Origin of the sequence: Asanoa iriomotensis (assembly GCF_016862515.1) — a bacterium.
In the GTDB taxonomy this organism is placed as follows: Bacteria; Actinomycetota; Actinomycetes; order Mycobacteriales; family Micromonosporaceae; genus Asanoa; species Asanoa iriomotensis.
On record NZ_BONC01000014.1, the window covers coordinates 64741 to 88244 of the forward strand.

At 70.1% G+C, this 23504-nt stretch carries 22 protein-coding genes; 11 read left to right on the forward strand and 11 right to left on the reverse strand.

Annotation, left to right across the window (positions count from 1 at the left end; genetic code table 11):
• Positions 1-9: 9 nt before the first annotated feature.
• The 4 genes from Air01nite_RS12475 to Air01nite_RS12490 are packed head-to-tail and all read left to right on the forward strand — an operon-like array spanning position 10 to position 2662.
• Positions 10-543 (forward strand): phosphatase PAP2 family protein, encoded by a 534-nt coding sequence (locus tag Air01nite_RS12475; protein ID WP_203702177.1) that lies wholly within the window; start codon positions 10-12, stop codon positions 541-543.
• Positions 540-1151, forward strand: coding sequence for a DedA family protein (locus Air01nite_RS12480; protein ID WP_239090665.1), 612 nt, complete (start codon positions 540-542; stop codon positions 1149-1151). Before Air01nite_RS12475 ends, Air01nite_RS12480 begins: the two co-directional genes overlap by 4 nt.
• Before the next feature lie 31 nt (positions 1152-1182).
• Positions 1183-1683 (forward strand): DUF2716 domain-containing protein, encoded by a 501-nt coding sequence (locus tag Air01nite_RS12485; protein WP_203702178.1) that lies wholly within the window; start codon positions 1183-1185, stop codon positions 1681-1683.
• A 31-nt stretch (positions 1684-1714) separates the two neighbouring features.
• Positions 1715-2662, forward strand: coding sequence for a phosphatase PAP2 family protein (locus tag Air01nite_RS12490; protein ID WP_203702179.1), 948 nt, complete (start codon positions 1715-1717; stop codon positions 2660-2662).
• Here Air01nite_RS12490 and Air01nite_RS12495 read toward each other — a convergent pair.
• Positions 2634-3581, reverse strand: coding sequence for an alpha/beta hydrolase (locus tag Air01nite_RS12495; protein WP_203702180.1), 948 nt, complete (start codon positions 3579-3581; stop codon positions 2634-2636). The genes Air01nite_RS12490 and Air01nite_RS12495 overlap by 29 nt on opposite strands.
• A 69-nt stretch (positions 3582-3650) precedes the next feature.
• Between Air01nite_RS12495 and Air01nite_RS12500 the strand changes: the two genes are divergently transcribed.
• Complete coding sequence (locus Air01nite_RS12500; protein ID WP_203702181.1) at positions 3651-4199, forward strand: TetR/AcrR family transcriptional regulator; 549 nt, start codon at positions 3651-3653, stop codon at positions 4197-4199.
• A 16-nt stretch (positions 4200-4215) separates the two neighbouring features.
• On the forward strand, positions 4216-5019 hold the full coding sequence (locus tag Air01nite_RS12505) for an alpha/beta hydrolase (RefSeq protein WP_203702182.1): 804 nt from the start codon (positions 4216-4218) through the stop codon (positions 5017-5019).
• On the opposite strand, the gene Air01nite_RS12510 is transcribed toward Air01nite_RS12505, so the two are convergent.
• Positions 5010-5999 (reverse strand): hypothetical protein, encoded by a 990-nt coding sequence (locus Air01nite_RS12510; RefSeq protein WP_203702183.1) that lies wholly within the window; start codon positions 5997-5999, stop codon positions 5010-5012. The two genes, Air01nite_RS12505 and Air01nite_RS12510, sit on opposite strands and share 10 nt — an antisense overlap.
• 240 nt (positions 6000-6239) lie before the next feature.
• Here Air01nite_RS12510 and Air01nite_RS12515 point away from each other — a divergent pair, with 240 nt between their 5' ends.
• From Air01nite_RS12515 to Air01nite_RS12530, 4 genes are read left to right on the forward strand one after another with little or no spacing between them, the layout of a single operon-like run.
• Positions 6240-7859 carry an FAD-dependent monooxygenase gene (locus Air01nite_RS12515; protein ID WP_203702184.1) on the forward strand — a complete coding sequence of 540 codons (1620 nt, stop codon included), beginning with the start codon at positions 6240-6242 and terminating at the stop codon, positions 7857-7859.
• A gap of 57 nt (positions 7860-7916) precedes the next feature.
• Positions 7917-9776 carry an acetyl-CoA carboxylase carboxyltransferase subunit alpha gene (locus tag Air01nite_RS12520; RefSeq protein WP_203702185.1) on the forward strand — a complete coding sequence of 620 codons (1860 nt, stop codon included), beginning with the start codon at positions 7917-7919 and terminating at the stop codon, positions 9774-9776.
• Positions 9773-10234, forward strand: coding sequence for an acetyl-CoA carboxylase biotin carboxyl carrier protein (locus Air01nite_RS12525; protein ID WP_203702186.1), 462 nt, complete (start codon positions 9773-9775; stop codon positions 10232-10234). The genes Air01nite_RS12520 and Air01nite_RS12525 overlap by 4 nt, the downstream gene beginning before the upstream one ends.
• A 1-nt stretch (position 10235) precedes the next feature.
• A complete protein-coding gene (locus Air01nite_RS12530) occupies positions 10236-11585 on the forward strand; it encodes an acetyl-CoA carboxylase biotin carboxylase subunit (protein ID WP_203702187.1) in 1350 nt (449 codons plus the stop codon).
• A gap of 55 nt (positions 11586-11640) precedes the next feature.
• Here Air01nite_RS12530 and Air01nite_RS12535 read toward each other — a convergent pair whose 3' ends face one another.
• The 6 genes from Air01nite_RS12535 to Air01nite_RS12560 form a co-directional block, all read right to left on the reverse strand.
• Positions 11641-12711, reverse strand: coding sequence for a methyltransferase (locus Air01nite_RS12535; RefSeq protein ID WP_203702188.1), 1071 nt, complete (start codon positions 12709-12711; stop codon positions 11641-11643).
• Positions 12686-13597, reverse strand: a complete 912-nt coding sequence (locus Air01nite_RS12540) for an NAD(P)-binding domain-containing protein (RefSeq protein ID WP_203702189.1) — start codon at positions 13595-13597, stop codon at positions 12686-12688. Before Air01nite_RS12540 ends, Air01nite_RS12535 begins: the two co-directional genes overlap by 26 nt.
• A 10-nt stretch (positions 13598-13607) precedes the next feature.
• Entirely contained in the window at positions 13608-15431 is a 1824-nt protein-coding gene (gene asnB / locus Air01nite_RS12545) for an asparagine synthase (glutamine-hydrolyzing) (protein ID WP_203702190.1), read from the reverse strand.
• Positions 15432-15455: 24 nt separating this feature from the next.
• The gene (locus Air01nite_RS12550; RefSeq protein WP_203702191.1) at positions 15456-15698 is read right to left on the reverse strand and encodes a ferredoxin; all 243 of its coding nucleotides are present in this window, start codon (positions 15696-15698) and stop codon (positions 15456-15458) included.
• Positions 15695-16801 (reverse strand): cytochrome P450, encoded by a 1107-nt coding sequence (locus Air01nite_RS12555; RefSeq protein WP_203702192.1) that lies wholly within the window; start codon positions 16799-16801, stop codon positions 15695-15697. The genes Air01nite_RS12550 and Air01nite_RS12555 overlap by 4 nt, the downstream gene beginning before the upstream one ends.
• Before the next feature lie 71 nt (positions 16802-16872).
• Positions 16873-17976: an LLM class flavin-dependent oxidoreductase gene (locus Air01nite_RS12560; RefSeq protein ID WP_203702193.1), complete on the reverse strand. Its 1104-nt coding sequence runs from the start codon at positions 17974-17976 to the stop codon at positions 16873-16875.
• 154 nt (positions 17977-18130) lie between these two features.
• Here Air01nite_RS12560 and Air01nite_RS12565 point away from each other — a divergent pair, with 154 nt between their 5' ends.
• A complete protein-coding gene (locus Air01nite_RS12565; RefSeq protein WP_203702194.1) occupies positions 18131-20092 on the forward strand; it encodes a KedN5 family methylcobalamin-dependent radical SAM C-methyltransferase in 1962 nt (653 codons plus the stop codon).
• A 75-nt stretch (positions 20093-20167) separates the two neighbouring features.
• Here Air01nite_RS12565 and Air01nite_RS12570 read toward each other — a convergent pair whose 3' ends face one another.
• From Air01nite_RS12570 to Air01nite_RS12580, 3 genes are all read right to left on the reverse strand, one after another.
• A complete protein-coding gene (locus tag Air01nite_RS12570; RefSeq protein WP_203702195.1) occupies positions 20168-21364 on the reverse strand; it encodes a glycosyltransferase in 1197 nt (398 codons plus the stop codon).
• A 73-nt stretch (positions 21365-21437) separates the two neighbouring features.
• Entirely contained in the window at positions 21438-22484 is a 1047-nt protein-coding gene (locus tag Air01nite_RS12575; protein WP_203702196.1) for a methyltransferase, read from the reverse strand.
• 55 nt (positions 22485-22539) lie between these two features.
• A complete protein-coding gene (locus tag Air01nite_RS12580; RefSeq protein WP_239090666.1) occupies positions 22540-23223 on the reverse strand; it encodes an AfsR/SARP family transcriptional regulator in 684 nt (227 codons plus the stop codon).
• Positions 23224-23504 lie beyond the last annotated feature (281 nt).

Sequence of the window (23504 nt, forward strand, 5' to 3'; positions counted from 1 at the left end):
TTTGGAAGGGTGAACTACGCGATCTTCCAGGCGATCAACGGGCTCGCCGGCCGGGTCGACGCCGTCGACGACCCCTTCGAACTCGCCGCCGTCTGGCTGATCGTGGTGCTGTTCGTGGTCGCCGCCGCCAGAGCCGCGCTGGCGCTCCGGCGCCGACAGTATCGGCAGCTCGCGGAGGTCGCCGCGACGCTGGCGGTGGCGTTCCTGCTCGGGTCCCTGGTGGGCGCGTTCGGCATCGAGCAACGGCCGTTCCAGTCGCACCACGTGCACCAGTTGCTCGCGCACGCCCCGGGCACGTCGTTGCCGAGCGACCACGCCACCGCGGCGTTCACCCTGGCTCTGGCGGTCGGCTGGTTCCTGGACCGGTCCTGGGGGCTCGTGCTGCTGGCCGGCGCCGTGCTCGTCGGGTTCGCCCGCGTCTGGGTCGGCGTGCACTACCCGGCCGACGTGCTGGCCAGCCTGCTGATCGCGGTGATCGCGGTCGGGGTCGTCGCGTTCGCCGCGCGGCTGCTGCGCGGTCGCCTGGCGGTGGGCGGATCGTGAACGTCGTCGACCCGCAGTCGTTGATCTCGACACTCGGCATCGCCGGTGTCCTGGCGGTCGTGTTCGCCGAGTCCGGCCTGCTGATCGGCTTCTTCCTGCCGGGCGACTCGCTGCTGTTCACGGTCGGCCTGTTGATCGCCGACGGCCGTTACGTGCACGTGCCGCTCTGGCTCGCCTGCCTGCTGATCTCCATCGCGGCGGTGGCCGGCGACCAGGTGGGCTACCTGTTCGGCAAGCGCGTCGGTCCGCGGATATTCAGCCGCCCCGACTCGCGCTTCTTCAAGCGCGAGAACCTCGTGCGCGCGGAGGACTTCTTCCGCCGGCACGGCGGCCGCTCGATCGTGCTGGCCCGGTTCGTCCCGGTGGTCCGGACCTTCACACCGATCGTCGCGGGCGCGAGCCGGATGCCCTACCGGACGTTCGTCTGGTTCAACATCCTCGGCGGCGTCCTCTGGGGCTGCGGCGTGACCATCGCGGGCTACTTCCTGGGCCAGATCGCCTTCGTGCACAACAACGTCGAACTGATCCTCGTGGCCATCGTCGCGATCTCCCTGCTCCCGATCGCGATCCAGTTCCTCCGCTCCCGTCACCACTCGAAAGTCGGCTGACCCGCAGGCGGCGGTCGGCTAGCCTGCGCCGGTGGCGGCTAGGGCGTACGACGAACTGCGGGCCGACGAGGCGGCCGTGTGGGATCGGTTCTACGCGGAGTTCGCGTTCCGACCCCGCGTGCGTGAGTTTCCAGCGATCAAGGAGCCGGCGCCGTCGGTGACGTGGTCACTGGCGAGCGTCGACGACAGCGCCGTGGATCGGCTGGCCGAGGTCGTGCATGAGGCGTTGGCGACTCTGGCCGGGAGCGGGTCTGTCCTGGCCCTGGATTGGCAGCATCCCTGCTACCGCGTCTGGCCGAGTCGCATCGGCCCGGACACCGTCGATCCGCCCGCCAGCCCGGGTTGGCCGCTGTCGCCGTATCCCGATGGCGACTACTTCATCTACCTCGCCGAGGACTTCCGGTTCGGCACGTTCGGCCACCCGTGGGAGCTGTCGCTGTGCGTATTCGGGGCTGAGCTTCTGCGTCTGACCGAGGTCGATCTGCACGAGCTGCTCGGCGACCCGATGCGCCGTACCCCCGTGATCGCGTGAACCCGGGGGTGCGTCCGCTAGGTTGCTCCGCATGCGTAGGTGGCCGATCGGTCTTGGCCTCTGGTTCCTGGTGTTGGCGACCGCCGAGGGCGCCTGCCTGGTAGCCGTCTGGCGATTCTTCGTGCGCTCGCGGCACGGGCAGCTGCTCGACACCGTGGCGTTGGCGGGCAACTGGATCGGCCAGAACCGGATCGAGGGCATCGTCGACGCGGCGTTGAACACCGTGTCGGTGGTGTCGCTGGTCGGCGCGACCGCCACGATCGGGTTCATCGCCCTGATCCGGCGGCGGGCCGCGGTCGCCCTCGGCGCGATCGTGCTCATCGCCGGCGCGACCGTGACCACGCAGGTGCTCAAGAGACTTATCGAGCGCCCGCAGCTCGGGGTCGACGTCGAGCGGGCGGCGGCCGGCAACAGCCTGCCGAGCGGGCACGCCACGGTGGCCGCGGCCGTCGTCGTCGCGCTCGTGCTGGTGCTGCCGGCGCGGGTGCGCGGCGTGGTCGCCGTGATCGGCGCCGCGGCGGCCGCGCTCGTCGGGGTCGCCACGCTGTCGGCCGGCTGGCACCGGCCCAGCGACGTGGCTGCGGCGTTCCTCGTCGTCGGCGTGTGGGCGAACATCGCCGGGCTGTTCATCCTCGTGGCCCAACGGACACACGGCGCGGTCGTGTACGGCATGACCAACAAGTACGCGGTGGCCGTGCTCGGCCTGGCCGGGCTCGTCCTGCTCGCCGGCGCGGCCATCGCGATGAAGCTGACCGACCAGGTGCTGACGACCCCGACCGACGACTTGAGCCGGAACCGGTTGCTGACCGCGTACGGCGGCGGCGCGCTCGGCATCGCCGGCACGGCCAGCCTCGTCGTCGGCGCCGTGTTGTTGACCGCGCACCGGGTCGTGCCGCAGGCCGTGCCGCCCCCGGTGCACTCGGCCCGCTCGGGGGGCATCCCGGAGGAGGTCAAAGACGGGCCTGCAGAAACGCCGTGATCTCGGCGCGGGCGGCCTTGGCCTGCGTGGGCACCATGCCGGGCATGCTGAGGAACGCGTGGCCCGCGCCCGGGTGCTCGGTGAGCCGCACGGGTGTGCCGGCCGCGCGTAGCCGCGCCGCGTAGGCGTGCCCCTGGTCGGCCAACGGGTCGAGCGTCGGCACGACGACGAGCGCCGGTGCCAGCCCGCTGAGGTCGTCGGCGTAGAGCGGCGACAGCGCGCGCGGATCGGTGCCCTCCGGAGCGGCCAGCCGGCGGAACAGCTTCATCTGCGCGACGGTCAGCGTCGGGCTGTCGCCGTGCGCGGTCATCGACGGATAGTCCAGGGCCGTGGCGGTCAGGTCGACGCACGGGTTGACCAGCACCTGGGCCCGCAGGTCCAGATTGGACTCCCGTGCCCGGAGCGCGGCCAGAGCGGTGACGATCGAGCCGGCACTCTCGCCGAACACCGCGACCCGGGCCGGATCGATGCCCCACGGCGCGGCGTCGCGCACGATCCGGCTCAGGGCTTGCCAGCCGTCGTCGACCGCGGCGGACATCGGCACCCCGGACGCGACGAGCCGGTGCTCGACCGAGACGACCACCGCGGGGAGGCGCCCGGCCAGGTGGCTGTTGATCCAGTCGCTCTGCACGGCGGTGCCCACGAAGCCGCCGCCGTGCACGTGCAGCACGAGCGGCAGGGCTGCCGCCTCGACGCGGGCCGGCGAAGGGCGGTAGACCCGGACCCGAAGGGTCGGGCTCAGGTCCTGCCATTCGATCGTGGTGCCGCGGTCGGGGAACCCGGTGACGACCCGCATCAGCGGCGAGGACCGCCGCCGGTTCTCCGCGTCGCGGAAGGCGTCCAGCGCCTCGGCCGGCATCGCCAGCCAGTCGGGCTCCTTGCGCACGGCGCTGAGCAACCGGATCGCGAGCGTGGTCATGGCTCCTCCTCAGGTTTCGATACTGCCAGTATCGATACCGACGGTAGCATAATTCGGTATCGTGTGACCATGGCCTTCACCGCCCGGCCGCCGGGCCGTCCCCGTTCCAGCGTCGACGCCACGGTCTTTGCGGCGACGCTGCGCACGATCGACGAGCTCGGCTACACGCACGCGACCGTGGACCGGATCGCCGCCGCGGCCGGGGTCGCGAAGACCACGATCTACCGCCGCTGGCCGTCGAAGGGCGCGCTGATCGCCGCCTGCCTCCTGGACGCGTTCGGTGCGCCGCCACTGGCCGGCGACACCCGCGCGGAGATCATGACGTCGGCCATCCGCTGGGGTGCCGCGAAGATCAGCGAACCCGGCGTCGGCGGGGCCTTCGCGGGCGTGTTCACCGACGCGATCAACGACCCGGCCCTGCGCGAGATCCTGTCTTCGCAGTTCCAGGAGCCCTACCGGCTGGCGCTCCAGGAGGCGTTGCACGAACCCTCGCAACGGGTCCTGTTCTTCATCGACGTCGTCACCGGCACCCTGCTCCACCGGATGGGCATGACCGGCGAGCCGATGGCCGAGTCCGACGTCGACGCCCTCGTCGAGCTGGTCCTGTGCGCGCTGTGACGATCTATCCTGCGGTGTGCTGATCGACGACATCGTCGCGCTGCGAGCAGGCTCCCGCTCCCGCGCCGCGGCCCGCAGGCCAGGCCCACCGATGCACACCGAGGACCGGGAGGTCGGCGGCGTCCCGGTGCGCGTCTACCAGCCGGACGCCAGCCCGGTGGTGGTCTACCTGCACGGCGGCGGCTTCGTCATCTGCGACCTGGAAACCCACGACCCGCTGGTACGCCGTCTCGCGGCGGCGACAGGCGCATGCGTGGTGGCGGTCGACTACCGCCGAGCCCCGGAGCACCCGTTCCCGGCCGCGGTCGACGACGCGGTAGCGGTCCTGACCGCGCTGGCCCGCGATGTGGTGCCGCTCGCGGTGGCCGGCGACTCCGCCGGCGGCATGCTCGCGGTCCTGGCCGCACTGCGCGTGCCCACGATCCCGCTGCGCGCCCAACTGCTGATGTGCCCGAACGCCGACCCAACCCTGTCCTCACCGAGCGCGACGGAGTTCGGCGCCGAAACGCTCCGGCAGTGGATCGACATGTGGCTGCCGGACCCGGCGCTCCACCCGTCACCTGAGGTCAACCTGCTGGCCGCGAACCTCAGCGGCCTGCCACCGACGCTGCTGGTCACCGCGGAGAACGACGCCCTGCGTGACGAGGGCGAGGCGTTGGCGGCGCGCCTCACGGACGCCGGCGTCGAGGTCCGCCACTGGCGTGAAGAGGGCGCGGAACACAACTTCCCGACGCTGCGCGACACCTCACCCGCGGCGGCGGCTGCCGAGGATCGGTACCTGGCCGCGGCGGCCGCCCTGCTCCGCGCTCGTCAGCAGTAGCCCTGGTGCAGGAACGGTCGCTGGCCGGGCTCGCCGATGTCGAGCGTGATGTCCACATAGCTCGGTAGCTCGTCGAGGGTCGTGTTCGGCAGGACGAACTCGCGGCCCGTGTATCGCTGCGCCACAGACTGTGCGGCGGCTGGCTCGCAGACGAACGGATGCGCGTACGTGTTGTAGCCCCGGCCGGCACCGGTGTTGAGGAAACCCGCGTCCTGGCACTGGTAGAGCACCGCTCTCAGCGCCGAAGCGTTGCGGGGACCCGCATAGCCAGCCTTGAAGTTGGCGAAGCACTGCGTCGACCGGGCGCCCTCGTAAGGCGAAGGCCCCGCGGCGGTCAGCGCGCCCATGAAGTCGGCATCGCAGCCGATCTCCGCCGACGGGAAGGCACCGTCGAGGAGCGCCGCACGCCGGCAGCCGGTGACGTCCTCGAACGCGTCGACCACGTCCTCGGTCCGGCCGAGCCGGTCGTAGGACCGCTCCAGGTCGCGCAAGGCCGCCCGCGGCACACCCAGGTCGACCAGCCGGAACCATTCCGCGAACGTCGGCACCCGCGCCTGGACGCCGCGCGGGAGGGTGTAGACCGCCAGGTCCGTCGGGAACGACCAGGTGTCGAGGCCCGGGTAGCCGACGTACGACAGGATCCCGACCCCGACCTTCGCGGGCTCGTCGCCGTAGCGGTGGCGCAGTCGCAGGTACGCCTCGAGGTTGACGCTCGACCCCGCCCACGCGTACGCGAAGCCCTCGGGGTAGAGGAAGCGGTCACCGCGGCCGTGCGTCGTCGCGAACAGCGTGTCCGCGACGCAGCGGACCTGCCGCGCCTCCCAGGCCGCCTGGTATTCGCGCGGCGTGCTGATGCAGCGCCCGCCCGCCGCGGCCGGCGACGCCACGGCGAGGCCGCCGACGATCGCCAGGACAAGGACGCAGAGGAGGGTACGCATGCGGCTCAGGTCCATCGACGGCTCCCAGCGCTCAACTGTCACGCCAGTCTCCACGCCGAACCGTCCGATGTCGATGTCGTAACGTCGACTCCGTGGGCGCGACGGCGCACGCCGCCCGGACGGGCCCCGTCATCGACCACGGCCTGACGCACCCATTACGCAACGTTGATGGCCGCAGGCACCGTGGTGGTCGGCCGGTTGAGCGACGCTCGACCCGCCTTCCAACCAGTCGGGGCAGTGTGGACCGCGATCGAGCCGCGCCAGCCTGACAGGAGACGAGCGTTGGATGTCGAGCGTACCGAGGTCTTGATCGTCGGCGGTGCCCTGGTTGGCCTTTCCGCTGCCCTCTTCCTCGCCGAGCAGGAGGTGTCAGCGATCGTCGTCGAGCGCCAACCCAGCGCTCTGCTCCACCCTCGAGCCCGGGTGATCAACCCGCGCGCGGTGGAGGTCCTCCGGCAGTCCGGGCTCGTGGGCCGGATGCACGCCGTACGGTCGCTCACGGCCGACATGTCCGAGAAGTCCATGCTTCAGGCCGACACCCTCGCCGGGCCGGCGCGGATGCTCACCCCGCTGGCCGACGAGGTGCCCGAGATTACCGGGGACCTGACGCCGTGCGAATTCTTCTCCATCGACCAGGATCGGCTGGAGGAGATCGTCCGGGAGCAGGCCGTCAAGTTGGGCGCCGATCTCCGGTACTCCCATGAGCTGACGAGCTTCGAGCAGACCGACGACGGCGTGGTCGCGGTGGTCACCGACGACGCGACCGGTGTGCGACGTGAGATCCACGCGCGGTATCTGATCGCGGCCGACGGGCACGGCAGTGGCGTACGGCAGGCGCTCGGCATTCCGCGGACCGGTGCCGGGACGCTCGTGTGGGTGCTCAGCCTCATCTTCAAGGCGGATCTCACCGGTCCGCTGCGTGGCCGTGACGTCGGCCTGGCATACCTGAACAAGCCGGAGCACGGGACGCTGCTGACCCCGCTGGACGGCAACCGCTGGGTGTTCTTCACGCCCTACCACCCGGAGGCCGGCGAGACCCTGGACGGCTTCGACGACGAGCGATGCGTGCAGCGGATCCGTGCCGCCATCGGGGTGCCCGACCTGTCGGTTGAGCTGGAGGTCCAGATTCCGAAGACCGGCGCGAAGGTCCTCGGGTTCGAGCTTGCCGCCCAGGTCGCGGACCGGTTCCAGGACGGCCGGGTGTTCCTGGTCGGCGACTCCGCGCACGCCATTCCGCCCACCGGCGCGTTCGGCGCGAGCACCGGGATCCAGGACGCGCACAACCTGGCGTGGAAGATCAGCGCGGTGCTCAAGGGTGCCGCGGATCCGGCCGTGCTCGACAGCTACGAGGACGAGCGGCGGCCGGTCGCGAAGTCCACGATGGACCAGGCGTTGGCCGAGCTCGCGCTGCGCATGGGCATGGGCGCGCCCGACGGCGACGCACCGGGCTACGCGGCGACCGTCTTCGGCCACCGCTACCGTTCCGCCGCCGTCGTCGACGAAGGCGGTCCCGGCGACCGTCCGGACCTGGCCGACATCGGGGCACCGGGGACCCGGGCGCCGCATGTCGAACTGTCCCGCGACGGTGCGGCACTGTCCACGATCGACCTCTTCGGCCGCCGGTTCGTCCTGCTCACCGCCGATGGCAACGGCGTGTGGCGCAAGGCCTGGCAGGACGCCGCCGCCGCGCTCGACATCGAGGTGGACGTCCACCACATCGGCACCGGCGGAGATTTCGACGACCCTGGCAACCGGTTCCTCGCCGCATACGGCCTGACGCCGACCGGTGTAGCGCTGGTCCGGCCGGACGGCATCGTCGCGTGGCGCGCGCCGACGGACGACGAACCGGCGCGACTCGCGGACGCGCTGCACCGGGTGCTCGGCCGGGCGGGCCGGGGGTAGCCCGATCAACTCCGCCCCGCCCGCTCACACCTGTTCGAACCGAGGGCTGGAGGTTCTGTGACCCGATCGACGGCGCCGCTCACCGACGATGCGCTGTGGCAGGTCTGTCCACGCTGCCGTTCCCTCACTCCGGCCCGCAAGTTCGTCAGGAACCTCTGCGTCTGCTCGGACTGCGGGGAGCACGTGCGGCTGGGCGCCCGGCAGCGGTTGGCGCAACTGCTCGACCCTGACTCGATCGTCGCGCTGCCGGAGCCGGACACCGAGGACGACCCCCTTTCCTTCCACGACCGGCGTCCGTACGCCGAGCGCCTCCGGGAAGCCCGCGCGCGGACCGGTCTCGACGAGGCGGTGCTCTGCGCGACCGGATCGATCGAAGGCCATCCCGTCGTCGCCGCGGTCATGGAGTTCGCCTTCCTCGGCGGCAGCATGGGCGCCGGGGTCGGGGAGCGGATCTGCGCGGCGGCCGACACGGCGCGCCGAACCCGGACCCCGCTGCTGATCGTGTCGGCCTCGGGCGGCGCGCGGATGCAGGAGGGTCTGCTGTCTTTGATGCAGATGGCGAAGACCAGCGCCGCGATGGCCGCCCTGGACGAGGCCGGCATCCTCACCGTCTGCCTGGTCACCGATCCGACGTACGGGGGAGTGGCCGCCTCGTTCGTCACCCTGGCCGACGTCATCATCGCCGAACCGGGCGCGCACCTGGGTTTCGCCGGTCCCCGGGTCATCGAACAGACGATCCGGCAGCGGCTTCCTGACGGATTCCAGACCGCCGAGTTCCTGCTCACGCACGGCCTGATCGACGCGATCCACCCGCGGGCGGCCCTGCGTGCCGTGCTGACCAGGCTGCTCGCCGCCGGTCGACCGCGCCCCCCGGCAACCGTCGGACCGTTGGGTTGGCCCGGCCACAACCGGGAGCTGGGTCATCTGTCGACGGCTTGGTTGAGCCACCGGCTCGCTGGGTTGCCGGTCAGCCCGGGTATCGACCCGCCGCCGGCCAAGGCTTCCCCGGACGGCTCCGTCGTCACCGAGCCCGACGAGCTGCCGGCGCTGGACGCGTGGGCGACGGTCCAACTGGCCCGCCACTCCGGCCGACCAACCACAATGGACTACCTCAGCTATGTCTGCGACGGGTTCGTGGAGCTGCGCGGCGACCGGATGAGTGGCGAATGCAGCGCCATCGTCGGCGGAATCGGCCGGCTGGACGGCGAGCCGCTGGTGCTGATAGGGCACCAGAAAGGCCACGACATGCGCGAGCTCCTCGCGCACAACTTCGGCATGCCGACGCCGGCCGGATACCGCAAAGCCGCCCGCCTGATGCGGCTCGCGGCCAAGCTCGGCCTACCCGTGGTGACCCTGGTCGACACATCCGGCGCTTACCCCGGCATCGAGGCCGAGGAGCGGGGGCAGGCGGTCGCGATCGCGGAGAACCTGCGACTGATGACCACGCTCCCGGTCCCGCTCGTGTCGGTGATCACCGGCGAGGGCGGCTCCGGCGGTGCACTGGCGCTCGCGGTCGCCGATCGGGTGTACGCGCTCGGCAACGCGGTGTATTCGGTGATCAGCCCCGAGGGGTGCGCCTCGATCCTCTGGCGCGACGCCGCCGCGGCGCCGCAGGCCGCGGCGGCGCTGCATCTCGACTCCCGGGAGCTGCTGCGGTTGGGCATCGTCGACGGCGTGATTCCCGAGCCGGGGCAGGGCGCGCACACCGATGCCGCCGCCACCGCCGATTCGGTGCGGGCGGCCGTCAGCGCGGCCCTGCGTTCGCTGGCCGGCCTTCCGCCGGACCGACTGGTGAGTCGCCGTCGCGAACGGTTCCGGCGGTTCGGTTCGACGCCGGCCGCCAACGGCTTTTCCCTACCGACGGTGCCGCTGGCGCGGGTCGGTGAGCACGTGACCATTGAACGGAGGGGCCGATGACCGACGCCGAACACCTGCTCGCGGCGCTGACCGACCACCTGGTCCGGCTCGGCAGAGCGAGCACGTTCCCGCTCACCCAGGTGAAGATCCAGGCCGGCGACGTCGCCCTGGAGGTGGTCTGGGACCCCGCGGGAGCCAACGGCCACGCCGCGGCGCCCGTGTCGGCGCCCGCCGCGGTCGCACCACCCGAGGACCCGGAATCGACGCTGCCCGACGGCTCCTTCACGGTGTGCGCGCCAACGGTCGGCGTGTTGTACGCCGCACCCGAGCCCGGTGCGCCCCCGTTCGTCCAATTGGGCGACATCGTGTCCGAGGGTCAACAGCTCGCGATCCTGGAGGCGATGAAGTTGATGAATCCGATCGACGCGGACCGGCCCGGGCGGGTGGCACGGATCCTGGTACCGGACGCGGCCCCGGTCGAATACGGGCAGGCGCTGTTCGTCCTGGAACCGTGCTGACATGTTCGAAACCATCCTCATCGCCAACCGCGGCGAGATCGCGCTGCGCGTCATCCGCACCTGCCGGGAACTCGGCATCCGCACGGTCGTCGCGCACTCCACCGCCGACGCCGACTCCCTCGCCGTACGCCATGCCGACCAGGCGGTGCAGATCGGGCCGCCGGCCGCGCGACACAGCTATCTCAACGCCGCCGCGCTCATCACCGCCGCGTTACAGACCGGTGCGGAAGCCGTTCATCCGGGGTACGGGTTCCTGTCCGAGGACCGCGACTTCGCCGAGATGTGCGCGGCGTACGGCCTGACCTTCATCGGACCCCCTCCCTCGGTGCTGGCGAGGCTCGGCGACAAGGCGCAGGCCCGGTCCGCCGCGGTCGCCTCCGGGCTGCCGGTGCTGCCGGGCAGCACGGGCGCGCTGGAGAGCGGCACCGAGGCGAAGGAGGCTGCGGACGAGATCGGCTATCCGGTCATCATCAAGGCCGTCGCGGGCGGCGGTGGCCGGGGCATGACCGTGGTCCGTGAGCCCCGCGACTTCCTCCGCCAGTACGCGCACACCCGCGCCACGGCACAGGCGGTCTTCGGTGACGGGCGGGTCTACGTCGAGAAGTACCTCGAAGGCGCCCGCCACATCGAGGTGCAGGTGCTCGCCGACAACCACGGCAACGTCGTGCACCTCGGCGCCCGCGACTGTTCCGTGCAGCGCCGGCGGCAGAAGCTCATCGAGGAGACCCCGCCCCCGGCACTGCCCGCCAGTGTGGTGGAGGCGATGGGCGCCGGCAGCGTGCGCAGCGCCGCCCAACTCGGCTATACGGGAGCCGGCACCTACGAGTTCGTCGTGGACGAGGACCACAACTTCACCTTCATGGAGATCAACTGCCGGATACAGGTGGAGCACCCGGTCACTGAGATGGTGACCGGGGTGGATCTGGTGCGTGAGCAGATCCTCGCCGCGGCGGGGCACCGGCTCACCCTTCGGCAGCAAGACGTGCGGCGAACCGGCGTGGCCATCGAGTGCCGGGTCAACTCCGAGGATCCGACCCGCGACTTCCTGCCGACCGCCGGAACGGTCCACGAGTTCGAGCCGCCGGCGGGGCCGTTCGTCCGGGTGGACACCCACGGATACCCGGGCATGCGGATCAGCCCGCACTACGACTCGCTGCTGGCCAAGGTGATCGTCTGGGCGCCGGAGCGGGACCAGGCGATCGCCCGGATGGACCGCGCGCTACAGGAGTTCCGCGTCGAGGGCGTGAGCACGACCACCCGGTACCTCCGCGACGTCCTGGCCCACCCGTTGTTCGCGCACGCCAAGCACACCACCTCCCTCGTCGACGAGATCGGCGGCAGAACACTGTGAAGGGGCGGGCGCTTCGCGCCCGCCCCTTCCAAATCCCCGGCCCGAAGGCCGACCCTCAGCCGTCCTTGCGTCCCACGATCAGCGTGTCGCTGAAGCCCAGCGGGCGCTGGTCGACGACGGTGAATCCGGCTTTCTCGAACCAGGACCGCGCCTCACCGGGGGCGTACTCGGCACCGCCCCGCGTGGTGAGCAGCATGTCGAGGCTGATCACGAGGTTGATCAGGTTGGGCTGTTCCTCGTCGAGCATCGGGTCGTAGACCAGGAGCACTCCGCCCTCGTTGACCGCCTCGTATGCCTTGGCCACCAGCGCCTCACGTTGCTCCGGCGACCAGTCGTGCAGCACGTGCCCGATGACGATGACGTCTGCCCGCGGCAGTGGGTCGGTGAAGAAACTGCCGGCCGTGAAGTGCACCCGGCCGTCGAGCCCGAGGGTAGCCATGTGCTCGTGGAAGAACGGCTCGACGTGCGGCAGGTCGAACACGCCGGCGTCCAGGTGCGGGAAAGCCTTGGCCACCGGGGCGATCAGGTTGCCACGGGCTCCGCCGACGTCCACCACGGACCCGTATGCCGACCAGTCGAAGGTCTCGGCGAGCTGCGGGCCCAACTGGCCGTTCATCGCGTCCATCATGCCGAGGAACTCGCGCAGCTGGTCGGCATCGGTGATCATCGTGTCGTACGGCTCGCCCTCCTCATCGGTGCTCTGCGGTTCACCGGTGCGCAACGCGTCGGTGAAGCGGCCCCAGGCGGGGTAGAGCATCCGGTCGGCTCGCTCGAGGAAACCGCCGACGTAGCCCGGCTGGCCTTTGATGAGGTACCGACTGGTGCCCGCGGCGTTGTGGTAGCGCTGACCGTCGTATTCCAGCACGCCGAAGCCCACCAACGCGTTCAGCCAGTCCCGGGTGCCCCGCGGGTGCAGGCCGAGCTGCTCGCGGATCTCCGGTTCGGTCAGCGCGGCCTTCCGCAACAGCGGGAAGAGGCCGAGTTCCAGCGCGCCGAGGAGGATCTTCGCTCCGCAGAACGCGGTGCCGAGCTGAAGGAACCGGCCAGGATGGTCACCGGGCGCGGCTCCGTTGCCGGCCGGATCGCCGGACGTCCGTGCCTCAGTGTCCGCCGCACGCACAGCCATTGCCACCACTCCCTCTCGCGAGCGTCAGCTCGACGGTCGAACGTTTCATGGTCTGCAGAACCGCGGCGGCGTCGGCCGCGCCGTGACCGGCCGCCACCGCCTGGGCGAACTGCCAGCCCACCGCCTGGGTGAGAGGCAGCTGACGGTTGCGGCGTGCCGCCGTTTCCACGGCGAGCCGCAGGTCGTCGGCTACCCCGCCGACCGGTAGGCGGGCCGGGTGGTACCGGCCGGCCCCCATCATCTGGGCCTGGCGGTCGACCGCCGGCCAGACGCTTCCGCACTCGGCGATGCCGGACAGCAACGGCTCCCGGCCGAGGCCGGCCGCCTCGGCGAAGGTCACCGCCTCGACAAGGGCCGAGGCCTGCGCCCCGACCACGATGCTGATCGCCACCCGCAGGGCGCTGGCCCGCCCCATCGGGCCGAGGTACTGATGGCCGCGACGGGTCAGTAGCGCCAGTACGTCCGCGGCCGCCGCCACGTCGTCCTCGGCGCCGGCGGCGAACACGGCCAGGTCGCCCGCCTCGGCCATGGAATCGTCACCGACGACACACGCCTCGACCCGGCTGATCTTCCGTTCGGCCAGCCGCTGGGTCACCTCCTCGGCGTACTCGGCCGAGACCGGGGTCAGGTCGACGACCACGGTCCCGGGCCCGAGCGCCGGCGCGACGCCGTCGAGGAACGTCTCCTCGACGGCCAGTTCGTCGCGCAGGCTCACCACTACGACCTCGGCACCGTCGACGTCGGGCGCGGACCGCGCGCCGGCCGACTCCCCGCCCACCACGGTGAGCGTGGCACCGGCGCTCTGAATGCGCCGCGTGACGCCGTGGCCGACACCCTCCTGGCCGACGACGGCGACGCGCCGTCCGGCCCATGGTGCAACTCCCACATCGGCTCCCTCAGATGTCGAGTTTCAGGTCGTACATCTCGATCCAGGTGTTGAGGTGCAAGGCGAAATCCACCTCGGTGCCGGTCAGCATGGCCGCGCTGGACGGGTCCTGCCGCACCGCGCGTACCACTGCCGGGTTGAGCAGTGGGCGCACCGCCGCGTCGTCGCGGGCGAGCAGCTTGCAGAACTCCTCGCGCACGATGCGGCCGTACGCCGGATCCTTCGACACCGGGTAGCCGGTCTTCGGACGCTCCAGCACGCTCTTGGGCAGCAGGTCGGTGACCGCCGAGCGGAGTAGGCCCTTCTCGCGTCCGCCGGTGCTCTTCATCTCCCAGGGCGTGTTGTAGACGTACTCGATCAGCCGGTGGTCGCAGTAGGGCACCCGCACCTCGAGGCCGACCGCCATCGACAGCCGGTCCTTGCGGTCGAGCAGCGTGCGCATGAAGCGGGTGATGAAGTAGTACGTGAACTCGCGCATCCGCATTTCCTGGCCGGTCTCCCCGGGTAGCCGCGGCACCTCCTCGACCGCCTTCCGGTACGCCTCGCGCTGGAAGCCCGGCAGGTCGATCCGGGCGAGCAGCGGCCCGAACAGCGAGTGGAAGCCCAGGTTGTGCGCCAGGGTCCAGGGCAGCGTGCCGGTCTGGGTGTATTCCTTGAAGTGGAACCAGGGATATCCGCCGAACAGCTCGTCGGCGGCCTCACCGGTCAGGGTCACCGTCGACCGTTGCCGGATCGCCTGGAACAGCAGATACAGCGAGATGTCCATGCTGCCGGAGCCGGCGATCAGGATCGGCCAGTCGAGGGCCCGCACCACCGCCTCGCGTACGGCCGGCTGGGTCATCTCCGCGCTGCCGAGCACGACGTGCGTGTGGTCGGCGCCGACGAGATCGGCCACCTCCTGTGCGTACGGCGCGTCGTGCGTCGGGTGCACCACGTCGGGTTGGAAGTCCTCGATGTTGTCGACGAAGTCCACGGCGAACGAGCGAACCGCGTCGCGCTCGCCGATCGCCCTGGCGGCGAGCGCGGTGATGGTGCTGGAGTCCAACCCGCCGGACAGCAGTGTGCACAGTGGAACGTCGGAGATGAGCTGGCGGTCCACGATGTCGGTCAGCAGTTCCCGGACGGTCGCGACCGTCGTCTCCAGGTCGTCGGTGTGCTCGCGGGCCGTCAGCTGCCAGTACGTGCGATCGACGATCCCGTTCCGGGACACCCGCAGGACGTGCCCGGGCACCACCTCCGGCATGCCGCGCAGCACGCTGGCGCCGGGGTTCTTCACCCCGCCGAAGATCTCCCGCAGTCCGTCCGCGTCGACCGTCCGGTCGGCCAGCGGGTGCGCGAGGATGGCTTTGGGTTCCGAGGCGAACAGGAGGCCGTCCATCGTGGGGAAGTAGTAGAGCGGCTTGACACCCACCCGGTCACGGACCAGCACGAGCTCCTCGCGGTGGCCGTCCCAGATGCCCAGCGCGAACATGCCGTTGAGCCGTTCGGCCAGGTGCTCGCCCCACTCCAGATAGGCGTGCAGGACCACTTCGGTGTCACTGCGGGTCCGGAACTTGTGCCCCCGGCCTTCGAGCTCGGTGCGCAGCTCGCGGAAGTTGTAGATCTCGCCGCTGAACGTCAGCGCCACCCGGCCGTCGGGGGAGACCATCGGCTGCCGGCCGCCCTCGATGTCGATGACGGCGAGCCGACGGTGGCCGAACGCCACGTGAACGTCGATCCAGGTGCCTTCGTCGTCCGGCCCGCGACAGGCCATGGTGTCTGTCATCGCCTGCGTCGTCTCGCTTTCGCCGCGCAGGTCTCGGTGGAAGTCCACCCATCCGGTGATGCCGCACATACGCCGTGCACTCCTTCGCTTTCGTCACGTCTGGTGGAGTGAGCCGGGCGCGACGACCCGTCCGGTTCGCGTGTCCAGCACGCTGATCGCCTCCATCGGGCAGGCGAACGCGGCGTCGACCACAGCGTCGTCCGGGGACACCAACTCGGCCCGGGGACGCGATCGCCCGTCCGCGTCCAGCTCGAAGTACGCGCCGGCGATGCCGACGCACACGCCGGCGTTACGGCACGCGGCCCGGTCGAGCTCGAGCCGCCACCCGCCGGTCACCACACCACTGGCAGGCTGGCCAGCGAACGGGCGGTCAGCCCGAGCCGCCAGGTCAGCCAGTCCTCGGGTACGGCCAGGCGCAGGGTGTTGGGCAGCCGCCGGATCAGCGCGGAGATGCCGATCTGCATCTCCGCCCGGGCCAGCTGCGCGCCGAGGCAGTGGTGTGCCCCGTAACCGAACGCCACATGTGGGTTGGGATCGCGGGCGAGGTCGAGCGTGCCGGCGTCGGCGAACACCGACGGGTCATGGTTGGCCGCGCCGAGCGCCGCCACCACGGCATCGCCCGCGTGCACCTGGACACCGCCGACCTCGACGTCGGCGACGGCCACCCGCAGCTGGGTGCCGGTCAGGGTGAACGGGTTGTAGCGGAGCAGTTCCTCGACCGCGTCCGGCACGAGCTCCGGGTTCTCGTACAGCCGCGCCAACTGGTCCGGGTGCCGTAGCAGGCTGAAGATCGCGCTGGTGAGGTTGTTCGCCGTACTCATGTGGCCGACGGTGAGAAGGATCAGCACGAAGTCGACGAGCTCGTCCTCGGACAGCTTGTCGCCCTCGTCCCGCGCCGCGATGAGCGCGGACACGAGGTCGTCGGTCGGCTTCCGACGCCGTGCGTCGATCATCGTGCGCAGGTATTCGTTGAGGTCCCCGCGCGCCTTGGCCACGGCCTCGGCGCTGTGCGCGTTGAGGCTGAAGATGACCTCCGCCCAGGCGTGCAGCTTGTCGCGGTCTTCGTAGTCGACGCCCAACAGTTCGAAGATCACTTTGAGCGGCAATGCGAGGGTGTACGTGGCGATCAGGTCGACCGGCCGGGGCGCCACGTTGACGGCGAACAACAGCGAGTTGGCGATCTTCTCGATCCACGGCCGCAGCTCTTCCACCCGCCGCGCCGTGAACGCCTGTGCCACCAGCCTGCGCAGCCGCGTGTGGTCCGGCGGGTCCATGCCCAGGATCGTGTGCGGGCCGGGGCCGCTGTGGCCGATCCGCGGCGCGCCCGGCGCCTCCGCCGCGGCCCGGCTGAACAGCGGGTTGGTCAGCACGCCACGCACGTCGGCGTAGCGGGTGACCAGCCAGGCCTCGTCGCCGGTGGGCAGCACGACGCGCGCCACCGGCTGCTCCTCGCGCAGCCTCGCGAACTCCGATGGGAGCTCGGAACCGCTCGTGTCAGGGAACGGAAAGCTCAACTTACGCTGGTCGGCACCGGCCATCCTGGTGTCTCCTTTCGGTGGGATTCTGTTGCGGCGGCGGGTGGTTGGGCCTCGAGACCCGGGTCGGGACGCTGGTCGACAACGGTGGCCGCGACGCGCAGGGCGATCCTGCGGGCCATCGGGTCCGCGGCGAAGGGTGACAGCGCGAGCGTGGTCACCCCGGCCTCGGCGTACGCCGCCATGCGGCGCGCGATCCGCTGCGGCGGGCCGATGAGTGAGATCTCGTCGACGAACTCGAACGGCACCCGCGCGGCCGCGCCCCGGAGGTCGCCGGCGCGCACGCGGGCCAGCACCTCGTCGGCGTCCGTCTGGTATCCGAGCCGCCGAAGGTGCGCGTAGTACACGTTCTGCTCGGGTGCGCCGAGCCCGATGAAGCGGGCGACGTAGCCCCGGATCGGGTCCGCCGCGGCGCGCGGGTCGTCCGCCACGAGCACGGGCACGGACACGACCACGTCGAACCCGTTCATGTCCCGGCCGGCGTTCGCGCGACCCTTGCCGATGAGCCGCACGGCATCGGCCACGAACGGCGCGGTGCAGAAGACACCGATCCAGCCGTCGGCGATCTCGCCGGCGAGTTCGAGGTTGCGCGGGCCGACCGCGGCCAGGTAGATGGGTATCTCTCGGTCACCGCCCGGAAGGTGTATCCGGAACGGCTCGTCGCCGGGACGCGGCAGCGAGAAGTGGTTTCCCTGGTAGCGCACCGGTTCCCGGCGCAGCGCGAGCCGTACGACCTCGAAGTACTCCCGCGTGCGGGCCAGCGGCGCGGTGAACGGCGTGCCGTGCCACGACTCGGAGAAGTAGCTGTTGGCCACGCCGAGGCCGAGCCGGAACCGTCCGCCGGACAGCAGGTCGAGCGTCGCCGCCGTGGTCGCGGTCATCGCCGGGCTGCGCGCCGGTATCTCGCACACGCCCGCGGCGAGATGGATCCGGGTGGTTCGGGCAGCGACGTAGCCGAGTACTGAGACCGCGTCGGTCACGTATCCCTCGGGTGCGAACGCGACGTCGTAGCCGAGCTGCTCGGCCTCCTGGGCCTGCTCCACCGCGTCGACGTGGCTGAGATTCACCGCGAGCCGCATCTGTTGTCCTCTCCGTCCCGGTAACGGACACGGATCAGAGTGGCAGGGTCCGCTCGCGGACCGCTCAACGCGCGGCGTCGACCAATTCTTCAGCAGTGCTTGACATTCGCTTGTGAGCCTGTACGTGGAAGCCCATCTCCCGAAAGGGTGTGCCATGTCCGAGGCCAAAACATCGGTTTACTTCTTGCAACAGGGCATCTGGGACATGCCGCTGGAGTCGATGCCGCTGGCGGCCGGATCGCTGAAGGCGACGGCCCTTGCCGATGAGCGAATCCGGGGCGCGACCGACTTCACGATCCTCAACTACCGCGGTGGCGTCACCCAGACGCAGATGGCGGACGACCTGGTCCGCAAGGGTGTTCCGGACGTTCTGGCCTGCTCGGTGTTCGGCTGGAACTTCCGCACGTTCGGTGCGATCGCCGAAACCTTCAAGCAGCTCAAGCCGGACGGCTGGGTGGTCTTCGGGGGAACCCACGTGGCGAACCAGGGCGAGCGGATCTTCCGCATGTTCCCGGAGGTCGACGTGGTCGTCAACGGCGAAGGCGAGTTCGTCTTCGCGGACATCCTCCGTGCCTACCTGGACGGCAATTCCCGACACGATCTGGGCCACATCACCGGAATCACGTACCGCGGCGCAGACGGCGTGCCGGTCACGACGGCGACGCGGGAACGGATCAACGACCTGGACGTCATTCCCTCCGCCGTGCTCACCGGCGCCATCGACCTGACCGACGACCAGGGGCGGTTCCGTTACGACGTCGCGCTGATGGAGACGAACCGGGGCTGCCCGTACAAGTGCGCGTTCTGCTATTGGGGCGGTGCCATCGGGCAGCGGGTCCGGGCGTTCTCCCGCGAACGCCTGCGCCAGGAGGTGGAGCTCTACGCGAAGCTGCAGGTGCACACGATCTGCCTGTGCGACGCGAACTTCGGCCTGCTCAAAGCCGACGAGGACTTCATCGACGACCTCATCGAGATCCGCGCGCAGTACGGCTATCCGCGCGCGCTGGAGAGCTCCTGGGCCAAGAACAAGTCCAAAGTGTTCTACAGCATCGTCAAGAAGATGACCCAGGCGGGGCTGAAGAGTTCGTTCACTCTCGCGCTGCAGTCCTTGGACGAGAACGTGCTGGAGAAGATGAACCGCAAGAACATGCGAGTCAACGAATGGGACGACCTGGTCGGCTGGCTCAACCAGCAGGGCCTGGAATGCTACGCCGAGCTCATCTGGGGTGCGCCGGGCGAGACGGTCGAGTCCTTCATGGAGGGTTACGACAAGCTGTCGAAGTACGTCTCCCGTATCGCCGTGTATCCGATGCTGTTGCTGCCCAATACCGACTACTCCGACAAGAAGCAGGAGTACGGCATCATCTCGGTACGGGGTGACAACGACGACTTCGAATACGTGATCAGACACAACACGATGAGCCCGGAGGACAACGACCGGATGCAGCGGTTCCTGTTCTGGAGCCGGGTGATCGCCGACGCGTCGGTGTTGCGGCACAGCTGGGCGCCGCTACGGGAACTGGCCGGCATCACCCAGTCGCAGGTGCTGTTCTCGTTGGACGAGTGGGTGGTGCAGACCGACGAGCCGGGCGCGGGGGCGCTGCGTGACCTCGTGGCGATCGGAACGGCCACCCCGGGCGCGGCGATCGACTATCTCTACCGCGACCCGGCCGCCAAGCGGATGCTCTACCGCTGGTGGGCCGAAGCCGTCCGGCCGAAGGTGCCCGCCGAGTTCGCCGACTTCCTCGACGACGTGTTCCGATACGACGTGCTGACCCAGCCGGTCTACCACGTGGAGTCCGACCCGGTCCCCGACGGGGTTCAGGTCGTCCAGGTGGGCAGCGACGAGTACTACCAACGGCCCGCGGTCCCGTTCAACTACGACCTCGCGGTGTTGATGGCGGCGCTGCGTGCCGGCGAGCGGCCGGCGATCACCCCGAAGCCGATCCTGGTCGACCTGTACTACCGGATGGGCGTCAGCGCGTTCACCACGACCACGAACAGCGAGGAGATCGTCCATTTCATGGGTGTGCCGAAAGACGGCCTGCACGTCCACGAGGAGAGTTCGACGAGCGACGGCCCGTACAACCAACTGTTGCGGGACAGCAACTGCTGACCGCACACACGCGGCAAAAGGACGCCGGCGCCGAGTCAGTTCGGCGCCGGCGTCCTTCGCTGTGGAGACGGCCGGTCAACTCGCCAGCAGTGCGGCGATGTCCGGCGGCCGCGGCCGCAGGCGCATCTGGTCGGCCATCTGTTCGGCCCGGTCCCGGTGGGACGGCTCGGACAGCAGCGCAACCACCGCGTCGCGGAGCCGGTCGGCCGTGGCGAGCTGACGGTTCAACGTGATCCCCGCCCCGGCGCCGACCATCTGGCGCGAGTGGAGAGCGTGGTCGGGTAGTTGCGGAACGGCGAGCTGCGGGAGCCCGTAGCGCAGGCAGGCCAACGTCGTTCCGGCGCCGCCATGATGGACGACCGCCGTGCAGTCCGGCAGCAGTGCGCTCAGGGGAGTGCCCTCCACCACCCGTACTCCGGCCGGCAGCTCGCCGAGCAGGCTGGCCTGTTCGGGGGTGACCGCGACCACCAGGTCGGCGTCGAGCGGGGCGAGCGCCCGCGCCACGTCACCCGCCAGATGCAGCGAGGCGCCGCCGAGCCGACCGATGGTCGTGCCCCAGGTGATGCAGACACGCGGTCGCCGCGGCGGGTCGAGTGGACGGCACGGCGGCTGTGGCAGGCCGTGGTACTGCTCGTTGCGGATCACAATTGGTTGGTAGTCGACCCGCAGCTGAAAGTCGGTCGGGCAGGGGTCGATGGTCGGTGCGTCAACGACGTCTACGTTGGACACACCGAGCCGCTCGGCCACCGGCGCGACCACGGCGGGCAGGAACCGCCGCAGTTGATACATGAGGTCCAGACCGTAGAGGTGGCGGATCGCGCGTACGCCCAGCGCCGACGCGACCACCGGCCCCGCGAACTCGGTGGGGTCGTGGATCACCAGGTCCGGTTGCCAACGCCGACCGAACCGCAGCAACGGGCCGGCGGTCACGTCGGCGAGCCGGCCGAACAGGTCGAGCACCCGGGGTGGACGCGTCGACCCGCCGTTGGACCCCGGACCGGCCGGCCGTGGACCGGCGGGCGGATCGATCGACGAACGTCCCGTGGTCCAGGCCGGACGGTCCGGCGCGAGCACGAAGCCGCGAAACACCGAAACGGTGTCCACATCGGATCCGACGCTGACCGCCGGCAACCCCGCCTGGCGGATCGCCTCGCACAGCCCCGGCTGGCTGGCTACCGCGACAGTGTGCCCGACGGCCTGGCAAGCCCGCGCCAACGGCACCATTGAATACAGGTGAGAAGGCCAGGCCCATGTGCTGAACAGGATGCGCATGGCTGGTCCCCGCCGTCCGTCAGATGGCCGCCGGACCGTAGCGCGTCCGTGCGGGCGCGTCCGGTCACGTCTGTCAGGGTCGTGCCGCCTCCAGCACGATGAACGGGGCCATCTCGAAGCCGCGCAGCTGCACCCGCTCCGGCGGCGCGAAACCGGCGTCGACGAGGAGCTGCCGGTACTCGTCGAGGGTGCGTCCCCGGCCACCGGTGAGCACCATGAACTCGACGTCGGTGGCGTGCACGAACGACGGGGTGTCGGTGTAGATCCAGTCCAACAGGAGCAGTCGTCCCCCGGGCGCCATGGCGGCCAGGCAGTTGCGCAGAAGCGTGGCAGCGGACGTGTCGTCGAGGTCGCAGAGGATGTTCTTGACCAGGTAGAGGTCGCCGCCTTCGGGGACGCTGGTCATGAAGTCGCCGCTGACCAGTTCCAGCCGGTCGGTGAGCCCCTGCTCGGCGAACGTCTTCTCGGCGTTGCGTACGGCGGCCGGCAGGTCGAACAGCACACCGGTCGCCTGCGGGGCCGCCTTGAGGGCTCCGGCCAGCAGCGCACCGGGTGAGCCGCCGACGTCGACGATGCGGGTCACCTGGGAGAGGTCGTAGCTGGCGGCGATCACGTGCGCCGCTTCGACGGTGAGCAGGCCGTTGCACTCGGCGTAGTAGCGGCCTTCCTCCGGGTTGGCCTCGTACCACTCCCAGTGGTCCATGCCGAGCGCCTGCTTCGACGCCGGTTCGCCGGTCTTCAACACGTCGACCAGGTGCTCCCAGACCCGGGTCATGCCCGGGCCGTTGACCGCGATGACGAAGCTGCGCAGCGACGGCACGTCGGAGCGCACCAGCTGTCCCAGCTCGGTGAGTTCGTACCTGTCCTTGCCGACCCACGTCACCAGGCCGTGCAGCGCACACGCCCGCAGGAAACGCGCGAGGCTTGGTGCGTGGGTGCCCGTGGCCTCCGCCAGTTCGGCGGCGGTGCGCGGTCCGTCGGCCAGGTGATCCGCCGCCTTGATCAGCGCGAATCCGCGCATGAACAGGCCAGTCGACCAGACGTACGGGTTGAGCTGGGCCAGTGCCTGTAGTGGCGAGAAGGGACGGCCGGTCTGGGTATCCGCGGATGTCGATTCCATGCGCCGACGTTTTCACGGGCGTTTGGTGAACCCCTTGAGATCCCTTGGACACCACTCAGGCCGCCCGGAGAACGTTGCGCTGCATGCGTTGCAGCTCCGGGGAAGGATCGAGTCCCAACTCGTTGTTGAGGGTCGCGTGGAGCCGACGGTACACGTCGAGCGCCTCGCCGCGCCGGCCGCAACGGCTGAGCGCCGACATGAGCTGCCCATGGAACCACTCGTTGAGCGGGTACACCGTGGTGAGCGAGCGTAGTTCGCCGATGAGCTCGCGGTGCCGGTTGAGCATCACGTCGGCCTGGATCCGGAGTTCGAGCGCCCGCAGCCGCTCCTCGGCAAGGAGCACCGCGTGAGCCTCGAGAAGCCGGCCGAGCGCCACGTTTTCCAGTGGCGGCCCGGTCCACAGGCCCAGCGCCTGACGTAGCACCACGGCGGCCCGTTCCGGCTTTCTGGCCTCCAGGAGCGCGCTGCCTTCGGCGGCGAGGCGATGGAACATCTGCACGTCGATCTGCTCCGGGTCGACGACGAAGATGTAGCCGGGCCGCTTGGTGACGAACACCTCGCCGGCCGGACCGGTGATGCCGGCCGCCTCGAACGCCCGGCGCAGTTGGTAGATGTACGTCTGCACGGTGGTGACCGCGCTCATCGGTGGCGAGTTGTCCCACAGCTCTTCGATGAGCCTGTCGACATGGATCACCTGATTCGCGCCGAGCATGAGTACGGCGAGAACCTTACGGACCATGGGTGGGCTGGGCGTGCAGTTCCTCCCGCGATGTAAAACCGTGAGCTCGCCTAACAGATAGAATTGGGTCATGTCAATGTCCACTCCCCCCGGCGCCGGAGTATGGATAGATCTCCGCCTGAGATCGAGCGAAACGCTAACGGCACATTGAGATCGGCTTCAAGAGGGCTATCCCAAGGAGGTGGCCGTTGGCCCATTAGGGCTAGCACTTAAGGCTCACATGACACCCTGGCCTCTGGACGCGATCTCCAGCGCCATGACGTAGACGGTCGGGATGGTTA

Bases quoted from the DNA above. Each gene is read 5' to 3' on its own strand.
- Air01nite_RS12570 (WP_203702195.1), bottom strand. From the start codon at position 21,364: ATGCGCATCCTGTTCAGCACATGGGCCTGGCCTTCTCACCTGTATTCA.
- asnB (WP_203702190.1), bottom strand. From the start codon at position 15,431: ATGTGCGGCATCACCGGATGGGTGGACTTCCACCGAGACCTGCGCGGC.
- Air01nite_RS12580 (WP_239090666.1), bottom strand. From the start codon at position 23,223: ATGGTCCGTAAGGTTCTCGCCGTACTCATGCTCGGCGCGAATCAGGTG.
- Air01nite_RS12565 (WP_203702194.1), top strand. From the start codon at position 18,131: ATGTCCGAGGCCAAAACATCGGTTTACTTCTTGCAACAGGGCATCTGG.
- Air01nite_RS12530 (WP_203702187.1), top strand. From the start codon at position 10,236: ATGTTCGAAACCATCCTCATCGCCAACCGCGGCGAGATCGCGCTGCGC.
- Air01nite_RS12560 (WP_203702193.1), bottom strand. From the start codon at position 17,976: ATGCGGCTCGCGGTGAATCTCAGCCACGTCGACGCGGTGGAGCAGGCC.
- Air01nite_RS12535 (WP_203702188.1), bottom strand. From the start codon at position 12,711: ATGGCTGTGCGTGCGGCGGACACTGAGGCACGGACGTCCGGCGATCCG.
- Air01nite_RS12490 (WP_203702179.1), top strand. From the start codon at position 1,715: ATGCGTAGGTGGCCGATCGGTCTTGGCCTCTGGTTCCTGGTGTTGGCG.
- Air01nite_RS12575 (WP_203702196.1), bottom strand. From the start codon at position 22,484: ATGGAATCGACATCCGCGGATACCCAGACCGGCCGTCCCTTCTCGCCA.
- Air01nite_RS12500 (WP_203702181.1), top strand. From the start codon at position 3,651: ATGGCCTTCACCGCCCGGCCGCCGGGCCGTCCCCGTTCCAGCGTCGAC.
- Air01nite_RS12495 (WP_203702180.1), bottom strand. From the start codon at position 3,581: ATGACCACGCTCGCGATCCGGTTGCTCAGCGCCGTGCGCAAGGAGCCC.
- Air01nite_RS12525 (WP_203702186.1), top strand. From the start codon at position 9,773: ATGACCGACGCCGAACACCTGCTCGCGGCGCTGACCGACCACCTGGTC.